This window comes from Pseudovibrio sp. Tun.PSC04-5.I4, from assembly GCF_900104145.1.
GTDB lineage: Bacteria > Pseudomonadota > Alphaproteobacteria > Rhizobiales > Stappiaceae > Pseudovibrio.
Genome location: NZ_FNLB01000006.1, coordinates 4,363,210 through 4,389,189, shown reverse-complemented (window position 1 = coordinate 4,389,189; position 25,980 = coordinate 4,363,210). Strand labels below are relative to the sequence as shown.

The window sequence follows — 25,980 nt, the reverse complement described above, 5'->3', positions numbered from 1 at the left end:
CTAAAATGCGCGGTTTGGGGAGCGTGCTAATAAGCAGGCTCCCCTCTTCCGGCATGAATACATGACTTACAGCGAAATACCTTAAAAGGCTTTATTCCGCGGCATCGATTGCTTCAGCGTCATCATTGGCTTTCTGACGCGGTTCCTTATCCTGCAACTCGACATTGAGGCCCAGTGAACGCATTTCCTTAACGAGAACGTTGAAGCTCTCTGGAATGCCTGCCTCGAATGTGTCGTCACCCCGGACGATAGCTTCATAAACCTTGGTACGACCTGCCACATCATCAGACTTAACAGTGAGCATTTCCTGCAAGGTGTACGCTGCGCCATAAGCTTCCAGCGCCCACACTTCCATCTCACCGAAGCGCTGACCACCGAACTGTGCCTTACCACCCAGCGGCTGCTGAGTAACAAGCGAGTAAGGTCCGATAGAACGCGCGTGGATTTTATCGTCAACCAAGTGATGAAGCTTGAGCATGTAGATGTAACCAACAGTCACCTGACGGTCGAACTGTTCACCAGTACGTCCATCAAACAAGGTAGACTGACCAGATGGTTTCATCCCAGCGATCTTCAGCATGTCAACCACATCAGGCTCACGTGCACCATCAAAGACTGGGGTCGCGATGGAAACGCCTTTTCTCAGCTGTTCGCCGAGCTTAGCAATTCCTTCGTCGTCATAGTCCTTAACAGGCTCACCTTTGATGTTGTCGCCATAAATCTCGATCACTTTGCCGCGAAGCTGTTCGATCTCGCCAGACTTACGATATTCGTCGTAAAGCTCGCCGATCTTCTGCCCCATGCCGGCACAAGCCCAACCAAGGTGCGTCTCAAGGATCTGACCAACGTTCATACGTGATGGCACGCCGAGCGGGTTCAGAACGATATCAACGTGTTGACCGTCTTCAAGGAATGGCATGTCTTCACATGGGTTGATTTTAGAAACCACACCCTTGTTGCCGTGACGACCAGCCATTTTATCACCAGGCTGAAGTTTACGCTTAACCGCAACAAAGACTTTAACCATCTTCATAACGCCAGGTGGCAATTCATCGCCACGCTGCAGCTTTTCAACCTTGTCAATAAAGCGCTGCTCAAGATGCTTCCGGCTCTCATCATAAGAACCACGAAGTGCTTCAAGCTCGCTCATAAGCTTTTCGTCTTCAACGGCAAACTGCCACCACTGAGACCGCGGGAACTCGTTCAGAACGTTGCCGTCGATGACAACACCCTTGCGGAAGTTTTTCGGACCACCAACAGTCACATGACCCATGATCATCTCAGCCAGACGGCCATAGACGTTACGGTCAAGAATTGCCTGCTCATCGTCGCGATCTTTCGCGAGACGTTCAATCTCTTCGCGCTCGATAGCCATTGCGCGTTCGTCTTTTTCAACACCGTGACGGTTGAACACACGAACTTCAACAACAGTACCAACAACGCCAGGAGACAGACGCATGGATGTATCACGAACGTCAGAAGCTTTCTCACCGAAGATCGCACGCAGAAGTTTTTCTTCTGGTGTCATCGGGCTTTCGCCCTTTGGAGTGATCTTACCAACGAGAATGTCGCCAGGCTTAACCTCAGCACCAACATAAACAATGCCGGCTTCATCAAGGTTCTTCAGGGCTTCTTCAGAAACGTTAGGAATATCGCGAGTGATTTCCTCAGGACCAAGCTTAGTATCACGCGCCATTACCTCAAATTCTTCAAGGTGGATGGAGGTGAACACGTCATCACGAACGATGCGCTCGGAAAGAAGGATAGAATCCTCGAAGTTGTAGCCGTTCCAAGGCATAAACGCGACCATTACGTTCCGGCCAAGCGCCAGATCACCCAGATCTGTCGAAGGACCATCTGCAATGATATCGCCTTTACCAACGCGGTCACCTACGTTTACCAACGGACGTTGGTTAATACAGGTATCCTGGTTGGAACGCTGGAACTTCATCAAGCGGTAGATATCTACGCCCGACTTAGAAGGATCAAGATCCTCAGTCGCGCGGATAACGATACGAGTAGCATCAACCTGATCGACCACACCACCACGACGTGCACCAATAGCAGCACCGGAGTCGCGAGCAACGATTGGTTCCATACCGGTACCAACAAATGGCGCCTGTGCACGAACGAGCGGCACAGCCTGACGCATCATGTTGGAACCCATCAGCGCCCGGTTCGCATCATCGTTCTCAAGGAACGGGATGAGAGAGGCCGCAACAGAAACCAGCTGCTTAGGCGAAACGTCCATGAGATCAACGCGATCAGAAGCGACAAGAATGTTTTCACCAGCGTGACGACACTGGATCAACTCATCTATGAAACTTCCGTCTTCGTTCATGCCAGCATTAGCCTGAGAAACGTAGTACTTGCTCTCTTCCATAGCGGAGAGATAGACAACGTCTTTCGTCACAATGCCATCAATAACGCGGCGGTATGGGCTTTCAATAAAGCCATACTTGTTCACACGCGCAAAGGTAGCAAGTGAGTTGATCAGGCCAATGTTCGGACCTTCCGGTGTTTCAATCGGACAGATACGACCATAGTGCGTTGGGTGAACATCGCGAACCTCAAAGCCAGCGCGCTCACGGGTCAAACCACCAGGGCCAAGCGCTGAAAGGCGGCGCTTATGCGTCACTTCAGAAAGTGGGTTGGTCTGATCCATAAACTGAGACAGCTGTGAAGAACCGAAGAACTCACGAACTGCAGCAGCTGCAGGCTTAGCGTTGATCAGATCCTGCGGCATGACAGTGTCGATCTCAACAGAGCTCATACGCTCTTTGATCGCACGTTCCATACGCAGAAGACCAACACGGTACTGGTTTTCCATCAATTCGCCAACGGAGCGAACACGACGGTTGCCGAGGTTGTCAATGTCATCAATGTCGCCGCGGCCATCACGAAGATTAAGCAGCAATTTGATCACAGACAGGATGTCGTCTTTACGCAAAACACGAACAGTATCTTCACACTCAAGGTCAAGACGCATGTTCATCTTCACGCGGCCAACCGCGGAAAGGTCGTAGCGCTCAGAATCGAAGAACAAAGACTGGAACATAGCCTCTGCTGTATCGATGGTCGGTGGTTCGCCTGGACGCATAACACGGTAGATATCAAACAATGCGCCTTCACGAGCATCGTTCTTATCAACAGCCAATGTATTACGAACGTAAGGACCAACGTTAACGTAATCGATATCCAGAACTGGAAGTTCGTGGTAGCCACGCTCAATAAGCTCATGAAGAAGCTTCTCAGTCAGTTCTTCACCAGCTTCAGCGTATATTTCACCGGTACGGGTATCAACGATATCTTCAGCAAGGTACTGGCCGTACAAATCAGCATCAGTGCCCTTAAGGAATTTAACACCCTTTTCGGTCAGCTCACGGATTGTGCGAGCGGTAATTTTCTTACCCGCTTCAAAAACAACTTCACCGCTCGCAGCATCGACCATGTCGGCAACTGCTTTAGTCCCCTTAAGGCGGGCACCATCGAACGGTACGGACCAGCTGTTTTCGCGATCACGTACGTAATCAATGCGGTTGTAGAAGGTGTTCAGGATCTCTTCGCTGTCAAGACCAAGCGCCATCAGCAAAGATGTCATTGGGATCTTACGACGACGATCGATACGTGCGTGAACAACATCCTTGGCGTCAAACTCGATATCGAGCCATGAACCACGGTATGGGATCACACGCGCAGCAAACAGAAGCTTACCGGAAGAGTGGGTCTTCCCTTTGTCATGATCAAAGAATACACCCGGGGAACGGTGCATCTGAGACACGATAACGCGCTCAGTACCATTGATCACAAAGGTGCCATTATCGGTCATGAACGGAATATCGCCCATGTAGACATCTTGTTCTTTGATGTCTTTAACCGATTTAGCGCCAGTATCCTCATCAACATCAAACACGATGAGACGAAGCGTAAGCTTCAGTGGCGCAGCGTACGTCATATCACGCTGGCGGCACTCGTCTACATCATACTTTGGTGCCTCAAATTCGTAATCTACGAATTCAAGAAGGGAATTGCCAGCAAAGTCCGAAATGGGGAATACGGACTTAAATACGGCCTCAAGGCCTTCGTCAACACGACCATCCTCAGGTTTACCGACCTGCAAGAATTGGTCATAAGACGCCTTCTGCACTTCGATAAGATTTGGCATAGCCGCTACATCGCGGATGGATCCGAAGTATTTACGGACCCGCTTGCGACCGTTGAACGTCTGTGTCATTGTCGCTCCTCGTATCACTCAAGGTGACGGTTCAGAAAAACGACGCCTTGCCTGTGGCAAAAAACGTAGCTTCTCAGAACCGTCCACAAAAGGTGCTGCTAAGCACCCTCCCCCGTCGGGACGTTTACCCCGGCCGGAAAACCCGCCAGGGTACGGAAAAGGTCCCGGATCACTCCGGGACCGATATCGTTAGAACTCAAAATTACTTGAGTTCTACTTTTGCGCCAGCTTCTTCAAGCTTCTTTTTCAGGTCAGCAGCTTCGTCTTTAGAAACAGCTTCTTTAACAGCCTTAGGAGCGGACTCTACGAGTTCCTTAGCTTCTTTAAGACCAAGACCGGTGATCGCACGTACTTCTTTGATCACGTTGATTTTCTTCGCGCCAGCGTCAACCAGAACAACGTCGAATTCGGTCTGTTCTTCAACAACTACAGCAGGACCTGCAGCAGCTGCAGCAGCTACAGGAGCAGCAGCAGAAACGCCCCATTTTTCTTCAAGCATTGTGGAAAGCTCAGCAGCTTCCATAACGGTCAATGCGGAGAGTTCTTCTACGATCTTTTCGAGATCAGCCATTTTTCAGTACCTTAGTTGTTCGAACCGTATTCGGTTTTGACAAAAATATGTGTGGTTCCGCCTTACGCGGCTTGGTCCTTCTCGGCGTACGCATTGAAGACGCGAGCAAGTTGCCCGGCCGGTGCGCTCGTAACCATGGCCATACGGGTCGCTGGGGTTTGAATCATACCCACCAGCTTGCCACGAAGCTCGTCCAGAGACGGCATCGCTGCTAGTGCTTTAACACCAGCTGTGTCCAGGTTAGTTGAACCAAGAGCACCACCAAGGATTACGAAATTTTCGTTAGCCTTAGCGAAGTCAGCAGCAGCCTTAGGAGCAGCAACTGGATCGTTTGAATAAACGATGACAGTTGGGCCCGTGAACAACTCGCTGATATGCTCTAGTTCAGTGCCTTGAAGGGCAAGCTTGACAAGGCGGTTTTTAGCAACCTTAACAGTACCACCAGCTTCACGAGCAGCAGCACGAAGCTGCGTCATCTGAGAAACTGAAAGGCCTGCATAGTGCGCAACAACCGCAACGCCAGTGTTTGACAACACTTCGTTGAAATCGCCGACGAACTTTTGCTTATCCGCTCTTTCCACTTGCCTTCTCCAGTTGGCAACAACTTACATTGTTGCCGGTTTGCCTTTGCCGCATCAAAATCAGGTTAAACCCAACCTCGAAAACGACGATTAGGGTCCTGTCCCCTTACGCGCCGGAGCGACGCAGCAAGGCAATTTGGTTCGAACTGTACTGACGAACAGCAATATGCTATATCAACCAATTCAGATCTTCTCCATCTATGCAGGCCTTCTCGAAAGAAAACTTAAGTTGGCAAAGCCAACACCTGCAGTCTCGGACAGGGATGCCGAAAGACCATAACAGCCTTCCAGCGTTAAAACCTCCCGCAATAAAGCGGGAGGCAACTCTTATAAGCGTGGTCTTTACTCGGTAATTGAACCAAGTTCAACCTTTACGCCCGGTCCCATCGTGGATGAAAGTGCTACGCGCTTCACGTAGATACCTTTTGCACCAGATGGCTTAGCTTTAATCACTGCGCCAACCAAAGATTTCACGTTTTCAGCAAGCTTTTCAGCGCCGAAAGAAACTTTGCCAACACCAGCGTGGATGATACCAGCTTTTTCAACGCGGAACTGTACAGAACCACCTTTAGCGTCGGTAACAGCCTTAGTCACATCAGGGGTCACAGTGCCAACCTTAGGGTTAGGCATCATGCCACGAGGACCGAGAACTTTACCAAGACGACCAACGAGTGGCATCATGTCAGGAGTTGCGATAACGGTATCGAAGTTGATCGTACCGCCCTGCACTTCCTTAACCAGTTCTTCAGCACCAACAATGTCAGCGCCAGCAGCTCTTGCTTCGTCAGCTTTCGCATCACGAGCAAAAACAGCAACGCGTACAGTTTTACCGGTACCGTTTGGAAGAACACACGCGCCGCGAACCATCTGGTCTGCGTGACGTGGATCAACACCAAGATTCATCGCAAGTTCAACAGTTTCGTCAAACTTAGCTGTGCCACGAGCTTTGATCATGTCAAGAGCTTCGGTCAGACCGTAATCTTTTTCACGATCGATACCTTCGCGAGCAGCTTTAATACGCTTACCTACTTTAGCCATGATACCCTTACTCCGTAACTTCCACGCCCATGGAACGGGCGGAGCCTTCGATCATCAGCATTGCTGCTTCGATGTCGTTAGCGTTGAGGTCTTTCAACTTGGCTTCAGCGATCTCACGAACCTGAGCCTTGGTTACGGAAGCTACTGTTCCGCGACCTGGAGTTGCTGAACCAGATTTTACTTTCGCAGCTTTCTTGATGAAGTAAGAAGCCGGAGCTGTCTTAACTGCAAAAGTGAAAGACTTATCGGAGTAGTAAGTAATGATGGTTGGGCAAGGAGCACCCTTCTCAACATCTTGGGTCTTAGCGTTAAACGCCTTACAGAATTCCATGATGTTAAGACCGCGCTGACCTAGCGCAGGACCAATTGGTGGGGATGGTGTAGCAGAAGCTGCTGGCACCTGAAGCTTAATAAAGCCTACAATCTTTTTCGCCATAATTCTCTCCAGAATGGATTAGTGAGATCACGCTTGTCGCATCTCACTGGATAAGAGAGCGGGCGGTCTGGCTTCCGACACACCGACGAAAGTATGCCTCACCTGCCGCCCTAACCCGAACTTAGCCGACTTTGTCGACCTGTCCGTATTCAAGCTCAACCGGGGTAGCCCGGCCGAAAATGGACACTGTCACTTTAAGACGTGTCCGTTCCTCATCGACTTCCTCGACAAGACCAGAGAAGGAAGCAAACGGCCCATCGCTAACGCGAACCTGTTCACCCACTTCAAAGCTAATGGAAGGTTTAGGAGCTTCGACACCTTCCTGAACCTGATTAAGAATACGCTGCGCTTCCACCTCAGAGATAGGCATAGGCTTCTTGTCATTACCAAGAAAGCCAGAAACCTTCGGCGTATCGTTGATCAGGTGATAAGCGTCGTCGCTCATCTCCATCTTCACAAGCACATAACCTGGGAAGAACTTACGCTCGGCATCAACCTTGCGACCACGACGAACTTCAACGAATTTCTCAGTCGGAACCAGAACCTCATCAAATGAGTCCTCAAGGCCCTGCTGCTTCGCTCTTTCTTTAATCGCTTCCGCAACTTTGCGTTCAAAGTTAGAATAAGCGTGAACAATATACCAGCGCTTGGCCATCTTAAATCTCGTTCCTACTATAATTGCCCGCAGAGCTACTTAGAAGCCAAGCAGAAAACTGATACCTAAGCTCATCAGCTGATCAGCTGCAAGAAAGAACATCGCCGCCAGAAAAACCATAATGAAGACCATCAATGTGGTCACACCGGTTTCTTTACGCGACGGCCAAGTGACCTTCGCTGTTTCTGAACGAACTTGCTGGATAAATGTAAAAGGGTTGGTTTTTGCCATCCGGTCCCGGCCTATTGCACGACAGGTGGGCGCGCAGAAACTTCCACGCGCCCGATCCCTGAAAACTCTTCATATGCCACCTTCTTCGATTAATCAAGAATTATTTAATATCGAAAAAGTGGCAGGGGCAGCAGGGCTCGAACCCGCGACCTACGGTTTTGGAGACCGTCGCTCTACCAACTGAGCTATACCCCTACAAGCGCTCCACGAAAGGAGCAAAAACCTATAACCTTCTGAAAACACTTCCTTTCAGAAGGTACCGTGTCGCAATACATGTCGCGACACGAAGTGTAAAGACTTAAAAAGTCTTTATTCGATAATTTCAGCTACGACGCCAGCGCCGACGGTACGACCGCCTTCGCGGATAGCGAAGCGCAGACCATCTTCCATAGCGATTGGTACGATAAGTTCAACCGAAACTGAAACGTTATCACCAGGCATCACCATTTCAATGCCATCTGGCAGAGAAACTACACCAGTCACATCAGTCGTACGGAAGTAGAACTGCGGACGGTAGTTGGTGAAGAATGGAGTATGACGTCCACCCTCTTCCTTGGTGAGGATGTAAGCCTCAGCTTTAAACTTCGTGTGTGGGTTAACCGAACCTGGCTTACAAAGCACCTGGCCACGTTCAACTTCTTCACGAGAAACACCGCGGATCAATGCGCCAATGTTATCGCCAGCTTCACCCTGATCGAGCAGCTTGCGGAACATTTCAACACCGGTAACGGTAGTTTTAGCTGTGTCTTTAACACCAACGATTTCAACTTCTTCGCCGACCTTAACGATACCGCGCTCAACACGACCGGTTACAACAGTACCACGGCCGGAAATTGAGAACACGTCTTCGATAGGCAGAAGGAACGGCAAATCGCGTGGACGCTCAGGAGTTGGGATGTACGCATCAACTGCAGCCATCAGCTCTACAATTTTGTCTTTGCCGATCGCGTCGTCGCGTTCTTCAAGAGCAGCAAGTGCAGAACCTGCAACGATTGGAATATCGTCGCCTGGGTATTCGTAGGAAGAAAGCAGCTCACGCACTTCCATGTCTACGAGTTCAAGCAATTCTTCGTCATCAACCTGGTCAACTTTATTCATGAAGACCACCAGAGCCGGCACACCAACCTGACGAGCGAGCAAGATGTGCTCACGTGTCTGTGGCATTGGGCCGTCTGCAGCGTTAACTACGAGGATCGCGCCATCCATCTGAGCCGCACCAGTGATCATGTTTTTCACATAATCGGCGTGACCTGGACAGTCAACGTGTGCGTAGTGACGAGCTTCGGTTTCATATTCAACGTGTGCTGTTGAAATAGTGATACCGCGAGCACGCTCTTCTGGAGCACCATCGATCTCGTCGTAAGCTTTGAAGTCACCAAAGAATTTGGTAATTGCTGCAGTTAACGTAGTTTTGCCGTGATCAACGTGGCCGATTGTGCCGATGTTGACGTGCGGCTTATTACGTTCAAATTTTGCTTTAGCCATGGGCGTAGCTCTCTATTTAATCGTAGTTCCGTTGATCAAAGCTCGAAGCCTAAATAAAGACCTCAAGGATTCTTTCAGGATAAACTCGCTTACTAGCAAGAATGGAAGTTGGAGCGGGTGAAGGGAATCGAACCCTCGTATTCAGCTTGGAAGGCTGCTGCTCTACCATTGAGCTACACCCGCATAACCAATTTCTTGTCGATGGTGGAGGAGGTTGGATTCGAACCAACGTAGGCATAGCCAGCGGATTTACAATCCGCCCCCTTTAGCCACTCGGGCACTCCTCCGAGATCGACAGAAAACTCTCCAGTGTGGAGAAACTTTCGAAACTCGCTTTACGAAACACGCCGCTAATCTGCAAGAGATGCGCCGCGTCCTGTGGCGCGGTTTATGCCGATGCTAACGCCATCTGTCAACGCCTCTTTTGCAAGTGCCTGTGCAAAATCAACAGGCCAACCGGTTTTCCCCCTTTTTTGGGTGAAAATGACGTTGAGTTCCCCAGGTATGGTGTTGCGAAAGCAGGGTTCTTCACATGTGAGGGCCTATTTCTTCCTTCCTACAATTCAAATCTGCGGGAATCCCTAAGTCCAAAATATTTGGCTCTTCAAGGCGTATCCAATTCTCAGCAATAATTATCAGGAATGCAGAATGTTTAGAATGTTGCATCCAATCTTCTTGAAGCATTGCCGCGACAAGAGTATCGAGGAGCCATGAGCACTTATAGAAATCAAAAGAGCGAGAGTGAAACCCGTTTGAGCCCTCCAAAAGGCGGCGAGCGATCCTCTCAGCACCCCAAAGCTGACGCAAAGAGCAAAGAGTTTTCCAAATCAGGCCCTAACAAGGGGTCCAAGGGAAAACCATGGCTCAAAAAATCAGCAAGTGATGATGGGCCCTACTATATATATGGGCTTCACACAGTGGAAGCTGCCTTCAACAATCCCGATCGCAAACGCCACACGCTGGTCGTGACACAAAATGCACTTCGCCGGTTGGAAGAGCGGAACGTCACAATCGATGTGCCAATTGAATCTAAAAGCCCGCGCGACATAGATCGCATGGTCTCAAAGGATGCTGTCCACCAGGGCATACTGCTACTTGTTGACCCCCTTCCTGAATATGACGCGAGTGAGTTGGAAGAAGGCACACTTGTTCTTGCGCTTGATCAGGTGACCGATCCACACAATGTAGGTGCAATTTTGCGGTCAGCTGTTGCCCTTGGTGCAGACGCTGTTGTCACCACCACGCGTCACGCTCCTGAAGAAGGCGGCGTACTGGCAAAAGCTGCCTCCGGTGCATTGGACATGCTCAAACACGTCCGCGTACCAAACATGTCCCGCTTTGTGGGCGAGATGCAAAAGATGGGCTATCAGGCCATCGCGCTGGACAGTGAAGGCCCAGCATCGCTCGAAGACACACCCTTTACCTATAAGACCCTCCTTGTCCTGGGCTCAGAAGGCAAAGGCGTCAGAGAAGGCGTGCGGAAAAACTGTGATGCATTGGCCCGGCTGGATATGCCAGGTCCGATCAAATCGCTCAACGTCTCCAACGCTGCAATTCTCTCATTATATGTAGCGCGCATGAAAATGGGATTATCATAACCTGACAGCCTCCCGCTCTCTCTAAGCTATTAAGACAGTGGTCAGCCAGGCGCACCTATCAACAGGTGCGCTGGCACCCTTCCCCACTTAGACAGGAACGAGTTTCTTCGGTCCGCAAGGGGAATAAGACACCCACCACAGCTTACCCCAACACCGTGCGCAACCTTCCACACATCTGCTTGGCTGGTTTCTCGGGAAACACGCACCTTTTCCTTCAGAAAACAAAGCCACTCATAAAAAACCACAAGCTTTCAAAAGAACGCACAAAACAACGCAAACAGTGTCCGCAGCTGAATTATTCCATCAATATCAACGAGCTGAAGCTAGAGCATGTGGAAAAGACATGCCGAAATCGACATTTTGACGCTCATTTGGAGTGAATTATTCGCTCCCCTGTGAATTCTTCCATTTTTTTGCATTTTGGGTATTTACAAACCCCGCTGTCGGCCGTAAATACCGCTCCAACGAAGACGCGCCGGCATAGCTCAGATGGTAGAGCACCTGATTTGTAATCAGGGGGTCACGGGTTCGATCCCTGTTGCCGGCACCACTCTTCTTCTTGATTTATCAAGAGAATTTCAAAGCCTCCTCCGGGAGGCTTTTTGCTTTTCTACCCTTTGTCAGCATATTGTAAGCAATGGGTATTTTTGTAAGCAGGATTTCGCCCCTCCTAACCCCTCCCAATACCCTTTCAATTTAATACTGGAAAAGCTGCTGATGTTGTCACTAGTCGTCAGCAGACAGGATTTCTGTGAGGTTTGACACAATCGAAGCCGTCAGAACTTTGTCACCTCTTGTCACAAGCCTTCACACACTCAGTTATCCCCCAAGCAAGATTGACTTATGCTCTTCAGCCACTCAACGAGTACCTTTTGGAGTCCAAAGCGACCGACAGCAGAAAAGCAAAGCCACTTCATTCTGGCTGGAAGCGCTACTTCTGCTAGTCTCGCAACCTACCTTTGAGCGAAAATCTCACGGAAAGTTGCGGATCTATGGACTGGCGCAGTTCGGATATTGCAGAACACGCTCAAGAAATGGTTCTGCGATAGGTACCCATATGTCTGGCCTATAATTTCTAAGAAAAAGGCTGTGACCTTCGTTACCGGCGGGCGGTAGGATACCTAACTCAGGACCGGTAGCCCCATCAGGCATGTACGCCTTGAACATCCTTCGTGCCAATTTTCTTAAAGGCTGCTTCCACCAAATTTTCTCGGAAAATTGGGTTTGGGGGATGCGTCCGGCGCCGGGCGCAAATGCAATCACGCCGCGACCGCCCTCAGGGTTTTGTTTGCAGCAGCAAGAGAGACGCTCCCGCCTTGCAAATGGCCAACCAACACAATTTGATCGGCGATAACACAGGGTTGGTCTCTGAAATAGTCTACTGCGCCAAGAAGATCCTGAGCCAGCACCTCCTCGGCACCAACATAATCTGGCGAAGAACACCTAGCAATCTCCACGTTCGCGCGTTTCCCCTCTGAGCGTCCATGTCCTCTGCTCAAAAGTATCATCACCAAATTGCGAAATCGGGATGATAGTCCTAGGGACCATTGCTCGGTGCTTCAGAATGTGAGCCATGATTGATGGAGGTGGTTCGGTTTATTTGAACAGTTGAATGTCGTTTATAAGTGGATCCGCTCCGGTTACGCCGCTGCTTGCGTTATGTGCAGCGTGTGGTTGCAGTAAGCCTGATCCGGCGTGTGCCAGTCAATGATGGTAACCGGATAGACGAACCCCTTCGCCATCGAAATATATGAGATGTCGACCGCCCAGGTCTGATGGATCTCAAGACCGCCACACCGCGCAGCAGATACGGGAAGATCTTGTGATACGGTGTGGGATTAGAAGTGTTTGAGCGTCAGTAGATTGCCTCAATACCCGTCCTTTTCATCAAGGATCTCACTGCGCACTGACCGATATGAAAGCCCTCTGCCTTCAACAATCACCATGCCGCTACCTGCAAACGAATACTCCAGATGCAGCTCATCCAGCCCACGCATGAATTTCAACGTTTCCGATGAAACTGGGTGGGGCCGGTAACAAACACTGCTTCTGGATATACTCAGGGCTTTGGCCTGACGGAATATTGTAAGGTCATGTTTGTGGTCAATCATCTTTTGGCGTTCAGTAAACCCGCTTTTGTGAGTGCCTTCTTACGGGCTAACGAGGCCCACTGGGGCCACGATCCCATCGAAGTCCGAAAAATCGGTCTCCAAAGCCGGCTCCTCAATCTTGGTATGCAGCCGTTTGACCTCCACATCAGGCTCTTACCTGGCTTGTTTATTAATTCCAAACACATCTGGTATGGCTGCAAGGGCCTGATCTTTCCGTTGCTTGATTTGGTTCGCGTGCACGTCAAAGTCCTGAGCTAATTAACTCAAGGTTTTCTCGTCGCGAATAGCGGCTAAAGCTACCTTTTCCTTGAACGCGGGACTATGGGACCAGTGGGGACGTCTGCTCATGATGGTCTCCTGTTCTTAGCATCATGCCAGTTTCAGGAGCTAAATCCACTTATACAACCTGTCAAAATTCCCGAGCCAGCTCTATGTGCCCATAGGGCCTAACAGGCACAGCATAAGCACCTTGATCTCCTTGGATACACTGAAAAATTCAGTGTTGCTTTTTCTGTAGATGGCCAAACGTTATTGGGGTCTTGTGAAAAATAATTCAATTCAGAGCTGTGTGTTCTCCGGTTGGTTAGAGACCTCTGCCTATACTTTCCCTTGGTCTTGAAAGGGATTGCGTATGATTATCCTTCTGGCATGCATCGCCGTACTCTGCGGTTTACTCTATGGCTACAACGAAGGCGTTATCGCTGGCGCTTACGAACCCATCAAAGCAGAGTTGCAATTCTCTGCGTATTGGGGAGGCCTTCTGGTCGCGTCCTTGTCCATCGGCGGTTTGATCGGAGCATACCTGAGCGCCTACCTCAGTGATACATTTGGCAGACGGTCAACAGTCATCATCGCAGCCCTGTTCTTTATCACCGGAGCCGTCTTATCCAGTGTTGCCCAAGACCTTTTTGTGCTCACGTTTGCTCGTTCTCTCATCGGAATGGGAATTGGCTTGTCCTCAATGGCAGGGCCCCAATACGTCTCTGAAATTGCGCCGCGCAAAATCAGAGGTCGTATGCTTGCCGCGTTCCAGTTCATGATCTCCTTTGGTGTCTTTCTTGGCTACCTTTCCAATCTAATCACGCTCGATCTTGGCTACAGCGCAGAAACCATCAATCGCTGGCAGTTCATGTTTCTCCTCTCCGCGATCCCTGGAGCACTTTTGCTCTTCGGAATTTGGAGCGCACCCGAAAGTCCGCGCTGGCTGATCATGGCAAACCGCTCAGCGGAGGCCAAAGCCGTCTTTGAAAAGATAGAGCCTGACCGATCGGAGGCATGGGTTAAAGGCAATGTTAAACGGATCGAACAAGATCTCGCCGAAGTGGCAGACCAAAAGGGAGGGTGGCTGGACCTTATCAACCCGCGAAACCGCCCCATCACCAGTTTCTGCGTCTTTACCTTCCTGTTCCAGCAGCTCAGTGGCATCAATGCAGTCGTCCTCTATGCGCCAGAACTTTTTGGTGACCTGGGATTTTCTGAGGAGGCAAGCCGTTTGTCTGCAACGGTCGGGCTTGGCGCAGCACTCGCTCTGGCAGCTGCTGCCAGCTTGTTCCTTATTGATCGCGTCGGCCGAAGACCTTTGATGGTCTACGGATTGCCCGCCTGCGCATTTTCCCAGTTCTTGATCGTGGGTGGCTTTCTCATGGGAGATGGGATTGGTACAGCACTGGCCGTTACAGGTCTTTGCCTCTATGTGATATCCTATTCCCTCTCCATGGGGCCTCTACCATGGGTCTACATGTCTGAGGTGTTCCCAAATTACCTAAGGGCCAAAGGGATGGTAGTGGCGGTAACCGTCAACTGGGTCTTCACATTCCTCGTGGTGTTTGGCTTCCCCAAATTGAATCAGCTCTTTTCGATCACCGAAATCTTCCTGTTCTTCGCCATTTGTTGTTGTATCGGAACCGTCTACGCCATCCGCCGCGCACCAGAGACCAAAGGCGTCGCTCTGGAAGACATCCACGAGTTATTTCATAAGGACGACAGCAAGACAGCTAAGGGGCCTGTCGTCGGCGAATAGGACCAGCAAACACCAACAGCACCACATGACTTCCCATGCAGTGGTGGGGTGATGTCACTTTAACTTTCCGGCCAGATTGATAGGATAGCAGTGGCGTATGACTTCAGTCCCGATCGACTACAACCGACACCGCTTTCCGCCATAGATTATTGCCCACGCCGTTTGGATCTATCACCGTTTCTCTCTCAGCCTGCGCGAGGTGGAAGAAATGGCGGTGAAGCTCGGCATTATGGTCTCGTATGAAACCATCCGCTGCTGGGGGACCAAATTCGGACCAGCCTGCGTTCGCCGGTTGCGTCGCAATGCGCGCGGTAGCGAGGACGCCTGGCATCTGGATGAGGTCGTCATCACCATTTAGGGTAACCGTTATTATCTCTGGCGAGCCGTCGATCAGGGTGGCTATAAACTTGACAAAACTCTTCAGAACCGCCGAAATACCAAGGCTGCCAAGCGCTCACTCACCCGGCTTTTATCGAGGCAGGGCCTTACGCCAAAACGAATAATAACCGACAAGCTCAGCTCCTATGGGACAGCAAAACGCTGGGTCATGCCAGAGGTCGAGCATCGCTCCCATAAGAGCCTCAACAACCGGGCAGAAAACTCGCACTTGCCTTGCTAAAGCGGGAGCGAACCATGCAAAGGTTCAAACCTGTAGGCCAATTACAGAGGTTTCTGGTTGGCTTTTCGGGCCTGCGCAACCTCTTCGTTACACCCCGCCAGCAACGATGTTCAAACACTATCCGCAAGCATCGCCTCGACACTTTTACTGAGCGGAAGCGGGCTGTCACGATTAACGCCTGAAATGCGTCTGCAGGAGCCTTTTGCGACCAGAATCAGCTTAACGTCGCAACACCTTTCAGATGACATGCGATGTAGCTATGCGACCATTAGGTTCTCTTAAGGCCCTGTGTGAAACACGGCCTCAAGCCCTCATAGGTCGCTTGTCTTATGCCTACCGTTCTTTGTCAGCATATTGTAAGTAAATGTACGAGTTTCACCGCGAAATACAAGGTAGGCGGAAGCAAATAATTTTCTACAACTCATTGATTCATAGTACTGAATCGTAGTTCAGGGTAAGTAACCTCCAGTTGCCAATTGCAACTTGTAATCAGGGGATCGCGGGTTCGATCCCTACTGTCGGCACCACTCTTCTTCTTGATTTATCAAGAGTATTTCAAAGCCTCCTCCGAGAGGCTTTTTGCTTTTCTGGCTTCAGCCAGCAAGCTCCCCGCTTGAGAAGAGAAGCCGCCATACGCAGATCACCAAAGCACTAGCTTTTGCCCGTTAGGTTTATGGGGTCACTGTCAAACGCCAATCCTGGAATAAGCGCGGAAGAGCCATTTTTTTCCCTCTTACCTGCAAGGGATAAGTACAGCGTTCCCATATTGCCAAACTCTCGCAGGGCAAAAAGATAGGGATCACCGCTGGTCCCCGTCCCTTTTGGCTCATCAACATCACCGGTGACCAAACCAGCCAGCGCAGCACCCCAAGCTTTCAGTGTTTTTTGGTCACCCGCTATACGTTGAACCCAATTCTCAAGCGTTTCAGGCACATCACCACCATTGGCAATCAATGAGAGCCAATCAACAGCTGGCACCTCACCAAGATCTCCCACATGTCCCCCAAATCCAACTGCGGGGAACAGCAGCGGGTTCCATTCCACCAATTCGTCTGCAGAAGAAGACGTTTCCTTAGAATGAGGAGCAATGCTCAACGAATGCACCGCGTTTCTAAGGCATGCTTTCAGGTCATCACTGACCGTTTCAAGGCGTTTGCGTAACTGAGCAACGGGATCGCGAAGCCAGTTCTGATTTAACTCATACTCTTCAGGCTCTTTCCCCAAGGGGAGCAAAAGCCCCACAAGAAGCCCAAAATCCAAAGTGGCTGTATCTAAGTCTTTTGCTGTAATTGTTTGTGTCACGCGGCTATTCCTCACAAAATCGCAGTTTTGAAATCATATGAGGCAAGACGAGACGCAACGGCCTTCGTGAGGGATGTAAAAACAAGGTGCGTTCTATGGTTAAACTATCTTGAACAAACACAATCCTCAGCTCTTCAAAAGAGCAACGGAAACTTACAAATGTCATAGAATTGCACGACCCGGCTTAGCCGTAGATTTACGACAAAACCAATGTTCAAATCTCAGTTCCTGATTTTATGGCTAGATAAACCTCAGTGATTCACGTCAGCGACATACATACAACTGGCAGATAAACAGGAGATCTGTGATGAGCTTTGAAAACCCAAATGCAGGTGAAGACTTGAACGCCCTTGAAGGCATCATCAGCAATTATAGGTCCGAAATTGACGACAATGCCATCTTGCATGACGACTTCGAAAAACTAAAAGACTACTTAGCGCTCAAGTTGGAGCATACCCCTGCTGAACGAACGCAACTCCTTGGCCACATACTCATGGAACTTGGAGAATCCGCAGATGATAACCTGCGGATGTCAGAGGAAAGCCCCCAAATTGATCGCCATGAAGCGGAAACAGTTCAACATCTGGAGAACCAGGAAACACTGCGAGATGCCCTGCATAAATTTGGCCTGAGGTATCTGAACTAAACCCTCTCTATGGCAACTTTGGAAATGCCTTATGCTTTGTTTTCAATAGGGTTTTCCCCTACGCTTCAGCACGTAGAACAGTAGTTTTCCATTGATCATCTTCACCCTTCGGATAATACCATAGGGTTAAGATGGAGGCCGTTATGGACGTGCTGCGCACCCTTATTCTACAGAGTGAAAATTCTCTGATTGACCGCATTTTCTTTTACGCAAAAAATCAGGGCTACACCCAATATACGGCCACCCTCCGAGAAGCTTGGAGAGCTTCAATCACCGGCCTGTCCAGTTCCATTATTGAGGCATTGGACACCTATGATCATCCTCCGGAAATTCCCGTCAACGCAGATTTCTCAACCCACCCCATCGCAGCGTTTGGCGTAGAACAAGCACGCAGCCACCGATCCAGAGGCGTCACTCTTGGTTATTTCCTTGGTCTGACCAAGTACTACCGCAAATCCTATCTGGATCTGGTAGATGGCCAGAGCTATGAGCCCGCTCAAATCGCCAATTACCATGCTTTTTTGCATCGTTATTTCGATTTCATGGAGCTAGGCTTTTCAACTGAATGGTGCAGCGTCACAGAAAGCGACAAACTAAATACAGCTTATGAAGAAAATCGCCGGATCACCAATGACAAGAACAAATACCTGACTATTCTGGAAAGCCTCAGCGACCCTATCGTTCTACTCAATGAAGACGGGTCTATCAACGACTTCAACTATGCGACTCAGACGATCTTCACCGGCTTACAATACAGCGGTGCCAAACATAAAAATCACAGCAGGCTCAACACACTAACTGACCAGCTCAGGCCATATCTACCAAAAGGTATGGAAAGTTGCTTTACAGATGTGCAGCTGGACACGGCATCCGGCCCAAGATTTTTCGATATTCGCGCGCAACAAATGGCCGATTTCAGCGAAAAATACTTTGGATTGATCGTCATCCTCAACGATGTCACAGACCACAAGAAAGCCAGGGAAGAAGCAGAAGCGGCCAACAACGCCAAATCCACGTTCCTCGCTGCAATGAGCCATGAGATCCGCACGCCGCTCAACGGGGTGTTAGGACTAGCGGATCTGCTGAAGGATACAGAGTTGGGGCAGGATCAACTGCGTTACCTCAGCGGGATTGTCTCCTCTGGTGAAATGCTGCGCTCAATCCTCAATGACGTGCTGGATTATTCCAAGATTGAAGCTGGTTCACTGGAACTTGAGACGGTCGATTTCAAAATTCGGCAAGTGGTGGAGCAAGTTGAAAACCTCGTCGCACAGGATGCAGAAAAAAAGGCGCTCTCACTCAACATTCACGTCAGCAAGGATGTGCCGGATATCATTCGGGCCGACCCCACCAAAATCAGACAAGTCCTTCTCAATTTAGTGAGTAATGCGGTTAAATTCACCGATGTAGGGTCTGTCTCCATTCAGGTCGCGATACCGCGTTTAAAAATCCGTCACACAAACTGCTTGCAATTTACGGTCACTGATACCGGTATCGGATTGCCATCCAAAGATGCCAGTTACCTCTTCGAACCATTCGTGCAACAAAATGCATCTACCAACCGGTTGTTTGGTGGGTCAGGGCTAGGCTTGGCCATATCAAAACGATTGGTCACAGCGATGGGGGGCGAGATAGGATGTCAGCCCAATGCAGAAGCCGGAAGCATCTTCCGCTTTTCAGTCCCGTTTTATGAGACGGACCAATCCGTCAGCATGATCGATGACAGAAAAGCCATCTGGAAACCAAAGAAGCTCAAGGTCTTGCTGGTGGAAGACAACGAGGTCAACCAACTGGTTACTGAAGGCTTTTTGGAAAAACTCGGCCACACGTCCACAACCGTTTCCAGCGGGGAAGACGCGCTTCAAAAGCTCAACGAGCACCGCTATGATCTGGTGTTGATGGACAACCGTATGCCGGGCTTGAGCGGAATTGATAGTATCGCCCAAATCCGTGCCTCCAAGCACTTCAGCATCGCAGAAATCCCTGTCATCGTCCAAAGCGCCTGTATCATCTTAGCGGAGATAGAAAGAAGTTTCGCTGTCGGAGCAGATGGGTTCCTCGGCAAACCCTACACGCAGGACGAATTGGAAGATGCCATCGCCTCCTGCCTGTCTGACAGAGCCATGTTTGCCCGCAACGCCAAAGAAAAGACCTGCGAACAGCTCACCGAGTTGATCGACGTAGCAGTGGTTCATGGCCATTACAATATGCTTGGGGAAGCACGTGCTAGACGGATTATTGAAGCTTATATGAAGTCAACGCTCTACTTTATTCCCGAACTGCGCAACGATATCGCGGCCAAGAATTTCTGCAAGATTGAAAACAGAGCCCATGGCATGAAAGGCGCCTCTCACAATGTAGGCCTCATCCATGTAGCGCACCTATCACAGAGCCTAGAACACGCCGCAAATAACAAGGAAGAGCACAAAGTGATGGAGCTGTTTGGCTCACTGGAAATCGCATTTACAGCCTCAAAACATATTCTCAATGAAACATGGTTGAGCTGCTTGCAAGACGCTGCGGAATAAAGGCGGAACCGCTGGACATCAATCTGTGCCGGTAAAGACGTAACCAACCCCATGAACCGTCACGATGAGGGAGGGATCTTTGGGGTTCACTTCGATTTTCCGGCGCAGCCGTCCAATCAAAACATCCACGGTACGGTCACTCGGATCCCATTCGCGGTGGTTGAGGTAATCCAGCAGGTTATCTCGTGTAAGAACGCGGCCCGTGTTTTCACAAAGCGCCGCCAGAAGCTCAAACTCACCTCGTGTCAGGCGCACATCTTCCTGCGCGGCAGAAAGCAACCGTCGTTTATCCAGATCCAACTGCCAACCAGCAAAATTCCTCACCCGCACATCTGCAGGCACATGGGCACGCCCGGCTTTAACACGGCGCAATAGGTTCTTGGAACGCGCCAACAATTCTCGCGGGTTGAACGGTTTCATCACATAATCGTCGGCTTCCATTTCAAGCGCAACAATGCGGTCTACATCATCAGTCCGGCCTGTCACCATAATCACGCCGACGTCAGAATGCTTGCGCACTTCCTTCAGGAGAGTCAGGCCATCATCATCGGGCAGGCGGATATCAAGCATGATCAGATCCACATTTCCAACAGCAAAAACAGCACGCATTTGCGCCCCGTCTTCCGCCTCCGAAACATGGTAGCCTTCAGTCTCAAAATACCCGGAAAGTGCGACGCGGCTGGTGAGATCATCATCAACAACGAGAATGTGTGACTTGTTAGACATATGCTTGTTATTGGCTCGTTTGTTTACATCGTGTTTACACCATTCTACACGCCGTTCATAATTATTCCAAACGCTATTTACAACCTTAGTCTAATTCTCTGAGCATTGACCGGACCAATTGTCCGAGAGTGCAAAAGAGATAACCAATGAAAATCTGGCAACTCCTGCGGACGAAAACCGCAATTTTCCCAATCAGTTTGCTTCTCTTGGTGACTTTCGCGACTGGCATTGTGTTCTGGGGTGGGTTCAACACCGCCATGGACTACACAAACACACTGGACTTCTGTGTGTCCTGCCACGAGATGCGGAGCACTGTTTATGAGGAGTACAAAAAATCCCCTCACTTCTCCAACGCATCCGGCGTGCAAGCAGTCTGTTCAGACTGTCACGTACCGAAGGAAACCATTCCAAAAATCATCCGCAAGGTGAAGGCGGCCAAGGAAGTTTATTCCAAGCTCACCGGCAAAATCGACACCAAGAAAAAGTTTGAAGCACATCGTCTGACCATGGCCAAAAGCGTATGGGCGGAGATGGAAGCCAACGATTCCAAGCAATGTCGTAACTGCCACAAACAAGCCTCTATGGATTTCAAGAAGCAGCATCCCAAAGCTTCAAAAACCATGCAGCAGGGCTTCAAAGACGGTCAAACCTGTATTTCCTGTCACAAAGGCATCGCACACAAATTGCCAGACATGTCTCAGGGCTTCAAAACCATGTTTGATGACTTGAAAGCTCTGTCAGCACGCGAAGGTGCAAAAGCAGATCGCCTCTACGCCATCACCAGCAAACCATACTTCATGGAACTGAAAACCGCAGAAAAAGGCGGCAAGAACAGTGGTCGTTTGATGGGCGGAACCGACGTCACCGTTCTGGAACGCGATGGTAATTTCGTGAAAGTCCGCATGGCGGGCTGGCAGCAGGATAAAGTGGACCGCATCATCTACGCGCTGCGCGGCCAACGCATTTTCTCCGTCACGGTAAGCAAAAAAATCATCGACAAGATCGAGCGCCTGAAAACCGAAGTTGATCCAGATACAGAGCTCACATGGCATCAGGTCCAACTGGACGCATGGGTCTCCAAGGAGAACCTCGTTTCAGATCCAAACCAGCTCTGGGCGTACACCAAAGAAATGTACAGCTCCAGCTGCTCCACCTGTCATGGCCTGCGCGATCCGGAACACTTCCTCGCCAATCAGTGGATTGGCTCCCTGAAAGCAATGAAGCGCTTCATCTCCCTCGACAAAGAACAATACCGTCTCCTCCAGAAATACCTGCAGCTCAACGCAAAAGACACCGGTGGAAAGGCCTCACATGGGTAAGCACGAAGATATCACCCTGGCAAACAATGATAGATCCCTCGTCTACCGTTGGCTGGCAAGCTTCTTCACCACAGAAGTGAAAGCAGAAACACTGGAGAGCTACGGCTCTCCAGAAGGCAAAGCCCTCTTGGAGGTGTTTGCGATGGCCCCAGCATTGGTTCCGCTCACAGCAGAACTCACCAAACTAGCGGACCAACACAAAACACAGCCTCAGTTGACCTTGGATCTCGCATCAGCCTTCTCCAAGCTGTTTTTGGGAGCCGGCGGCCAACGCACAGCCCCGCCTTATGAGTCTGCCTACTTTAATGAAAAAGGCACGCTCTTCCAAAAGCCGACTGCTGAAATGAACGAGATTCTGCAAGATCTTGGCATCTCGGTAAACCACTCTTTGAAAGAGCCGGCAGATCACCTTGGCATCCAGCTCAACGTGCTAGCGGAATACATAGACCGCGAAGCTTTGGCAGAGGCGAATGGCGATAGCACTCTGGCGCAAACCTTCCACCAAAACCAGATTTCGTTCTTCTCCAGCCACCTGCTCAACTGGGTCCCCACGTTTTGCGAGAGCTGCAAACTGTTTGATTCTGTCGGGCTTTACAAAGAGTTGGCAACCTCACTCGAAAGCTGGCTAACAGCCGATTTTGAGCTTTTGAGTGAGGGAAAAGACAGACCCTAAGGGCTCTCATTTACAACCTGTTTACGCGATTTTACATCCCGTTCAATCCTGTCGCGAACCACATTTACACGCAATGGTTACGGTTAAATCCAAAGAAAACAGGCTGCTTTCATCGAGCACCGAGCTCAAATAGTTGATTGTTCTGCAAATAAAAAGGACAGCAGAGATGTCAAAGATCATGGCAAACTATACGTCCCGACGTAGCTTCCTGAAGGGCGCATCTGCACTAGGCGCTCTTGGGGTACTGGCTCCCTCAATCTTCACCCCCGGCGCTGCATTTGCTGCGACGAACGGAGAAGTTTTCTCCGGCAGTCACTGGGGTGCATTCCGGGCAGTTGTAAAAGATGGCCGCTGGACAGAGGTTAAGCCTTGGGAGTTGGATCCTTCCCCTAGCCATCAGCTCGCTGGTGTAATGGATTCCGTTTACTCACCATCCCGCATCAAATACCCAATGGTTCGCCGCTCTTACCTTGAAAACGGTCGCGGAGCATCTGTTGAAGAACGCGGCAACGGTGATTTCGTACGCGTAAGCTGGGATAAAGCGCTTGAGCTCGTAGCTCAGGAACTGCAATACGCCAAAGCAACGCACGGCCCACGCAGTGTCTTCACTGGCACCTACGGCTGGAAGAGCGCAGGTAAAGTTCATAACAGCCGCAGCCTGCTGCGCCGTATGCTCAACCGCGGCCTGCAAATGCCAAACGTAACTCACACAGGTGATTACTCCACTGCTGCATCACAGGTAATCATGCCGCACGTGATGGGTACGCTGGAAGTATACGAACAACAGACCTCTTGGCCAGTTGTTGTCGAAAACACCGATGTTCTTGTTGTTTGGGGTGCTGATCCGGTCAAAACCAACCAGATCGATTGGCTCATCGCAGACCATGACAGCTACGGCTATCTGGAAGAGTACAAAAAGACCGGCAAAAAAGTCATTTGTATTGACCCACTGAAGTCCAAAACAGCTGAATTCTTTGATGCTGACTGGGTGCAGGTCAAACCACAGACCGACGTTGCCTTGATGCTCGGCATGGCACATACGCTCTACACAGAAGAACTGTATGATGCAGACTTCATGGACGAGTACACAGCAGGCTTCGATAAATTCCTGCCTTACATGCTTGGCGAAACAGACAAAACACCAAAATCTGCGGAATGGGCCTCTGAAATCTGTGGCGTTCCGGTTGAAAAAATCAAAGAACTGGCTCGCTTGTTCATGGGCAACCGCACCATGCTCACCAGTGGTTGGTCCATGCAGCGTCAGCACCACGGCGAACAACCACATTGGATGCTTGTTACCCTCGCGTCCATGATCGGCCAGATCGGTCTTCCAGGCGGTGGCTTCGGTCTCTCCTACCACTACTCCAACGGCGGCGTACCAACATCCGATGGCCCAGCTCTGTCTGGCATGAACGATGGCGGCGCTATGGAAGGGTCTGTCTCTATCCCTGTTGCCCGCGTTGTTGAAATGCTGGAAAGACCAGGCGAAGAATACGACTTCAACGGCACACGCTACACCTTCCCTGACATCAAGATTGCCTACTGGGCTGGCGGTAACCCGTTCCACCACCATCAGGATCGCAACCGGATGATCAAGGCCTGGCAGAAACTGGAAACAGTGATTGTTCAGGATTATCAGTGGACTGCAACAGCTCGCTTTGCCGATATCGTGCTTCCGGCAGCGTCTGCTTATGAGCGCAACGACATTGAAGCAATGGGCTCTTACTCCAACAAAGCAACATGTGCGATGAAGAAGATCGTTGATCCGGTCTTTGAAGCGCGCAGCGAATACGACATTTTCGCCGATCTGTCCGACCGCCTTGGCAACAAGGAAGCCTTTACTGAAGGTCGCGACGAAATGGACTGGATTAAATTCTTCTACGAGAAAGCTCAAAGCCAGGCAGCAACTAAGAACATTGAGATGCCTGACTTCGATAAGTTCTGGGAAGACGGCGTTGTCGTACACCCAGTTTCTCAAGCCAGCAAAGACTACGTACGTTACGCAGACTTCCGCGAAGATCCGCTTCTTGAACCCCTTGGAACACCATCCGGTAAAATCGAGATCTACTCCAAGAACATCGAGAAAATGGGCTACGACGACTGTCCTCCGCACCCAATGTGGATGGAGCCACTCGAACGCCTTGATGGTCCAAACGCGAAGTTCCCGGTCCACGTCAACTCCGCTCACCCCGATGATCGTCTGCACTCCCAGCTTTGCGGCACGATCCTCCGCGAAGGCTATGCAGTTGCAGGACGTGAACCATGCATGATCAACCCGAAAGACGCAGAAGCACGCGGCATCAAATCCGGTGACGTGGTTCGTATCTTCAACGATCGTGGCCAGACCCTTGCTGGCGCTATTGTAAGTGAAGATATTATGCCAAACGTCATCCGCCTTTACGAAGGTGGTTGGTACGATCCAGTTGAAGGTGGCAAAATTGGTAGCCTGTGTGCCTACGGCGATATCAACACTTTGACCCCTGACCTTGGCACGTCCAAATTGGCTCAAGGCAACTGTAGTCACACCGTAATTGCTGACTTCGAAAAGTTCGAAGGCGAACTTCCAGAAGTGAAAGTATTTACGGCTCCAACCAACGGATAATTAAATTCCGCTGCAATACAAAAAAGGGCTGCCTCGTGCAGCCCTTTTTTTATTTGGATGAGCCCTGCTAACCCCAAACAAGAAAAGCTTACCAAGGCTCTCATCCAGCACTTAAAAATCCGAATAAATTGGTTGGTTGCTCAAGATCTTTCAGAAAGAGCTCTTAGCTACGCTCTCATGCAATGCATTGAGGACCCCTAAACATGTCTCAAAAGAAACCGGATCGCCGCCAAATACTTGCCACAGCCTCGCTTGCCATATTGGGCACAGCGGCATTTCCCCTAAGGTCTGAAGCTGTCTCTGCTGTTTCAGACCATCGCTCAGTCAAGATCACAAATAAACACTGTGCAACCTGCGATCATTGGGGAGGGCTGCGCAAAGTAGATTTCACCACTGAAAAAGTCGCAGCCAACAAGGTTGGGTGGTGTAACATCAAGGGATCTTTTCCCCCTTCAGGAACATTAAAAACGCCAGTTCAGCTTTGTCCTAGTTGGAATAAGTGGCACTCTCTCAACCAGTAACCCAACAAGATCACATAGAATGAACCAAAGAGCACGGCCACTCATGGCTCAGGCATAAAAAAACACCCCGTCCTTGGCAAGGCG

21 protein-coding genes, 4 tRNA genes and 1 pseudogene are annotated in these 25,980 nt (G+C 50.2%); 11 read left to right on the top strand and 15 right to left on the bottom strand.

Translation table 11 applies throughout. The annotated features are described in order from the left end of the window. Positions 1 to 91: 91 nt before the first annotated feature. The 11 genes from rpoB to BLS62_RS25535 all read right to left on the bottom strand — a co-directional run bounded on the left by rpoB (position 92) and on the right by BLS62_RS25535 (position 9,518). Positions 92 to 4,234 carry a DNA-directed RNA polymerase subunit beta gene (rpoB, locus tag BLS62_RS25585; RefSeq protein ID WP_093187932.1) on the bottom strand — a complete coding sequence of 1,381 codons (4,143 nt, stop codon included), beginning with the start codon at positions 4,232 to 4,234 and terminating at the stop codon, positions 92 to 94. A gap of 202 nt (positions 4,235 to 4,436) precedes the next feature. Beyond that, a complete protein-coding gene (gene rplL, locus BLS62_RS25580) occupies positions 4,437 to 4,805 on the bottom strand; it encodes a 50S ribosomal protein L7/L12 (protein ID WP_093187929.1) in 369 nt (122 codons plus the stop codon). A gap of 62 nt (positions 4,806 to 4,867) precedes the next feature. After that, entirely contained in the window at positions 4,868 to 5,386 is a 519-nt protein-coding gene (gene rplJ, locus BLS62_RS25575) for a 50S ribosomal protein L10 (RefSeq protein ID WP_093187927.1), read from the bottom strand. 342 nt (positions 5,387 to 5,728) lie between these two features. Next, positions 5,729 to 6,424 carry a 50S ribosomal protein L1 gene (gene rplA / locus BLS62_RS25570; RefSeq protein WP_093187924.1) on the bottom strand — a complete coding sequence of 232 codons (696 nt, stop codon included), beginning with the start codon at positions 6,422 to 6,424 and terminating at the stop codon, positions 5,729 to 5,731. Positions 6,425 to 6,431: 7 nt separating this feature from the next. Further along, entirely contained in the window at positions 6,432 to 6,860 is a 429-nt protein-coding gene (gene rplK / locus BLS62_RS25565; RefSeq protein ID WP_093187921.1) for a 50S ribosomal protein L11, read from the bottom strand. Positions 6,861 to 6,981: 121 nt separating this feature from the next. Continuing rightward, positions 6,982 to 7,515: a transcription termination/antitermination protein NusG gene (nusG, locus tag BLS62_RS25560; RefSeq protein WP_093187919.1), complete on the bottom strand. Its 534-nt coding sequence runs from the start codon at positions 7,513 to 7,515 to the stop codon at positions 6,982 to 6,984. Positions 7,516 to 7,554: 39 nt separating this feature from the next. Further along, positions 7,555 to 7,746: a preprotein translocase subunit SecE gene (secE, locus tag BLS62_RS25555; RefSeq protein ID WP_093187916.1), complete on the bottom strand. Its 192-nt coding sequence runs from the start codon at positions 7,744 to 7,746 to the stop codon at positions 7,555 to 7,557. Between the two features lie 119 nt (positions 7,747 to 7,865). After that, positions 7,866 to 7,941: transfer RNA gene (locus BLS62_RS25550), tRNA-Trp, on the bottom strand. A 114-nt stretch (positions 7,942 to 8,055) separates the two neighbouring features. Then, the gene (tuf, locus tag BLS62_RS25545) at positions 8,056 to 9,231 is read right to left on the bottom strand and encodes an elongation factor Tu (RefSeq protein ID WP_093187914.1); all 1,176 of its coding nucleotides are present in this window, start codon (positions 9,229 to 9,231) and stop codon (positions 8,056 to 8,058) included. 109 nt (positions 9,232 to 9,340) lie between these two features. Next, positions 9,341 to 9,414 (bottom strand) — tRNA-Gly (locus tag BLS62_RS25540). Between the two features lie 19 nt (positions 9,415 to 9,433). Further along, positions 9,434 to 9,518, bottom strand: a tRNA-Tyr gene (locus BLS62_RS25535). Positions 9,519 to 9,941: 423 nt separating this feature from the next. Here BLS62_RS25535 and BLS62_RS25530 point away from each other — a divergent pair. After that, positions 9,942 to 10,829: a TrmH family RNA methyltransferase gene (locus tag BLS62_RS25530; RefSeq protein ID WP_093187911.1), complete on the top strand. Its 888-nt coding sequence runs from the start codon at positions 9,942 to 9,944 to the stop codon at positions 10,827 to 10,829. 474 nt (positions 10,830 to 11,303) lie between these two features. After that, a tRNA-Thr gene (locus tag BLS62_RS25520) sits at positions 11,304 to 11,379 on the top strand. A gap of 709 nt (positions 11,380 to 12,088) precedes the next feature. Here the strand turns inward: BLS62_RS25520 and BLS62_RS25510 are convergent. Both BLS62_RS25510 and BLS62_RS32640 read right to left on the bottom strand, forming a co-directional pair. Beyond that, entirely contained in the window at positions 12,089 to 12,286 is a 198-nt protein-coding gene (locus BLS62_RS25510) for an alpha/beta hydrolase (RefSeq protein ID WP_093187904.1), read from the bottom strand. Between the two features lie 411 nt (positions 12,287 to 12,697). Further along, a complete protein-coding gene (locus tag BLS62_RS32640) occupies positions 12,698 to 12,826 on the bottom strand; it encodes a hypothetical protein (protein WP_280141881.1) in 129 nt (42 codons plus the stop codon). 27 nt (positions 12,827 to 12,853) lie between these two features. Between BLS62_RS32640 and BLS62_RS25505 the strand changes: the two genes are divergently transcribed. The 3 genes and pseudogenes from BLS62_RS25505 (at position 12,854) to BLS62_RS25495 (ending at position 15,761) form a co-directional block, all read left to right on the top strand. Beyond that, positions 12,854 to 13,198: a hypothetical protein gene (locus BLS62_RS25505; protein ID WP_143521598.1), complete on the top strand. Its 345-nt coding sequence runs from the start codon at positions 12,854 to 12,856 to the stop codon at positions 13,196 to 13,198. A gap of 373 nt (positions 13,199 to 13,571) precedes the next feature. Then, complete coding sequence (locus BLS62_RS25500) at positions 13,572 to 14,960, top strand: sugar porter family MFS transporter (RefSeq protein ID WP_093187897.1); 1,389 nt, start codon at positions 13,572 to 13,574, stop codon at positions 14,958 to 14,960. A gap of 145 nt (positions 14,961 to 15,105) precedes the next feature. Next, positions 15,106 to 15,761 (top strand): annotated as a pseudogene (locus BLS62_RS25495) (IS6 family transposase). A 469-nt stretch (positions 15,762 to 16,230) separates the two neighbouring features. On the opposite strand, the gene BLS62_RS25490 reads toward BLS62_RS25495, so the two are convergent. Beyond that, positions 16,231 to 16,881: a hypothetical protein gene (locus BLS62_RS25490; protein WP_093187890.1), complete on the bottom strand. Its 651-nt coding sequence runs from the start codon at positions 16,879 to 16,881 to the stop codon at positions 16,231 to 16,233. A gap of 307 nt (positions 16,882 to 17,188) precedes the next feature. Between BLS62_RS25490 and BLS62_RS25485 the strand changes: the two genes are divergently transcribed. Together BLS62_RS25485 and BLS62_RS25480 are read left to right on the top strand one after the other, a co-directional pair. Further along, the gene (locus BLS62_RS25485; protein ID WP_093187887.1) at positions 17,189 to 17,527 is read left to right on the top strand and encodes a hypothetical protein; all 339 of its coding nucleotides are present in this window, start codon (positions 17,189 to 17,191) and stop codon (positions 17,525 to 17,527) included. A gap of 143 nt (positions 17,528 to 17,670) precedes the next feature. Continuing rightward, complete coding sequence (locus BLS62_RS25480; protein WP_093187884.1) at positions 17,671 to 20,055, top strand: ATP-binding protein; 2,385 nt, start codon at positions 17,671 to 17,673, stop codon at positions 20,053 to 20,055. An 18-nt stretch (positions 20,056 to 20,073) separates the two neighbouring features. On the opposite strand, the gene BLS62_RS25475 is transcribed toward BLS62_RS25480, so the two are convergent. Next, a complete protein-coding gene (locus tag BLS62_RS25475) occupies positions 20,074 to 20,781 on the bottom strand; it encodes a response regulator (protein WP_093187881.1) in 708 nt (235 codons plus the stop codon). A 146-nt stretch (positions 20,782 to 20,927) separates the two neighbouring features. Between BLS62_RS25475 and BLS62_RS25470 the strand changes: the two genes are divergently transcribed. The 4 genes from BLS62_RS25470 (at position 20,928) to BLS62_RS25455 (ending at position 25,896) form a co-directional block, all read left to right on the top strand. Continuing rightward, positions 20,928 to 22,100: a NapC/NirT family cytochrome c gene (locus BLS62_RS25470; protein WP_093187878.1), complete on the top strand. Its 1,173-nt coding sequence runs from the start codon at positions 20,928 to 20,930 to the stop codon at positions 22,098 to 22,100. Next, on the top strand, positions 22,093 to 22,773 hold the full coding sequence (torD, locus tag BLS62_RS25465; RefSeq protein ID WP_093187875.1) for a molecular chaperone TorD: 681 nt from the start codon (positions 22,093 to 22,095) through the stop codon (positions 22,771 to 22,773). The genes BLS62_RS25470 and torD overlap by 8 nt, the downstream gene beginning before the upstream one ends. Before the next feature lie 166 nt (positions 22,774 to 22,939). Then, the gene (torA, locus tag BLS62_RS25460) at positions 22,940 to 25,375 is read left to right on the top strand and encodes a trimethylamine-N-oxide reductase TorA (protein WP_093187872.1); all 2,436 of its coding nucleotides are present in this window, start codon (positions 22,940 to 22,942) and stop codon (positions 25,373 to 25,375) included. A 203-nt stretch (positions 25,376 to 25,578) separates the two neighbouring features. Then, the gene (locus tag BLS62_RS25455; protein WP_093187869.1) at positions 25,579 to 25,896 is read left to right on the top strand and encodes a hypothetical protein; all 318 of its coding nucleotides are present in this window, start codon (positions 25,579 to 25,581) and stop codon (positions 25,894 to 25,896) included. Positions 25,897 to 25,980 lie beyond the last annotated feature (84 nt).

Bases quoted from the DNA above. Each gene is read 5' to 3' on its own strand.
- rpoB (WP_093187932.1), bottom strand. From the start codon at position 4,234: ATGACACAGACGTTCAACGGTCGCAAGCGGGTCCGTAAATACTTCGGA.
- rplL (WP_093187929.1), bottom strand. From the start codon at position 4,805: ATGGCTGATCTCGAAAAGATCGTAGAAGAACTCTCCGCATTGACCGTT.
- rplA (WP_093187924.1), bottom strand. From the start codon at position 6,424: ATGGCTAAAGTAGGTAAGCGTATTAAAGCTGCTCGCGAAGGTATCGAT.
- rplK (WP_093187921.1), bottom strand. From the start codon at position 6,860: ATGGCGAAAAAGATTGTAGGCTTTATTAAGCTTCAGGTGCCAGCAGCT.
- nusG (WP_093187919.1), bottom strand. From the start codon at position 7,515: ATGGCCAAGCGCTGGTATATTGTTCACGCTTATTCTAACTTTGAACGC.
- secE (WP_093187916.1), bottom strand. From the start codon at position 7,746: ATGGCAAAAACCAACCCTTTTACATTTATCCAGCAAGTTCGTTCAGAA.
- tuf (WP_093187914.1), bottom strand. From the start codon at position 9,231: ATGGCTAAAGCAAAATTTGAACGTAATAAGCCGCACGTCAACATCGGC.
- BLS62_RS25530 (WP_093187911.1), top strand. From the start codon at position 9,942: ATGAGCACTTATAGAAATCAAAAGAGCGAGAGTGAAACCCGTTTGAGC.
- BLS62_RS32640 (WP_280141881.1), bottom strand. From the start codon at position 12,826: ATGCGTGGGCTGGATGAGCTGCATCTGGAGTATTCGTTTGCAGGTAGC.
- BLS62_RS25500 (WP_093187897.1), top strand. From the start codon at position 13,572: ATGATTATCCTTCTGGCATGCATCGCCGTACTCTGCGGTTTACTCTAT.
- BLS62_RS25485 (WP_093187887.1), top strand. From the start codon at position 17,189: ATGAGCTTTGAAAACCCAAATGCAGGTGAAGACTTGAACGCCCTTGAA.
- BLS62_RS25480 (WP_093187884.1), top strand. From the start codon at position 17,671: ATGGACGTGCTGCGCACCCTTATTCTACAGAGTGAAAATTCTCTGATT.
- BLS62_RS25475 (WP_093187881.1), bottom strand. From the start codon at position 20,781: ATGTCTAACAAGTCACACATTCTCGTTGTTGATGATGATCTCACCAGC.
- BLS62_RS25470 (WP_093187878.1), top strand. From the start codon at position 20,928: ATGAAAATCTGGCAACTCCTGCGGACGAAAACCGCAATTTTCCCAATC.
- torD (WP_093187875.1), top strand. From the start codon at position 22,093: ATGGGTAAGCACGAAGATATCACCCTGGCAAACAATGATAGATCCCTC.
- torA (WP_093187872.1), top strand. From the start codon at position 22,940: ATGTCAAAGATCATGGCAAACTATACGTCCCGACGTAGCTTCCTGAAG.
- BLS62_RS25455 (WP_093187869.1), top strand. From the start codon at position 25,579: ATGTCTCAAAAGAAACCGGATCGCCGCCAAATACTTGCCACAGCCTCG.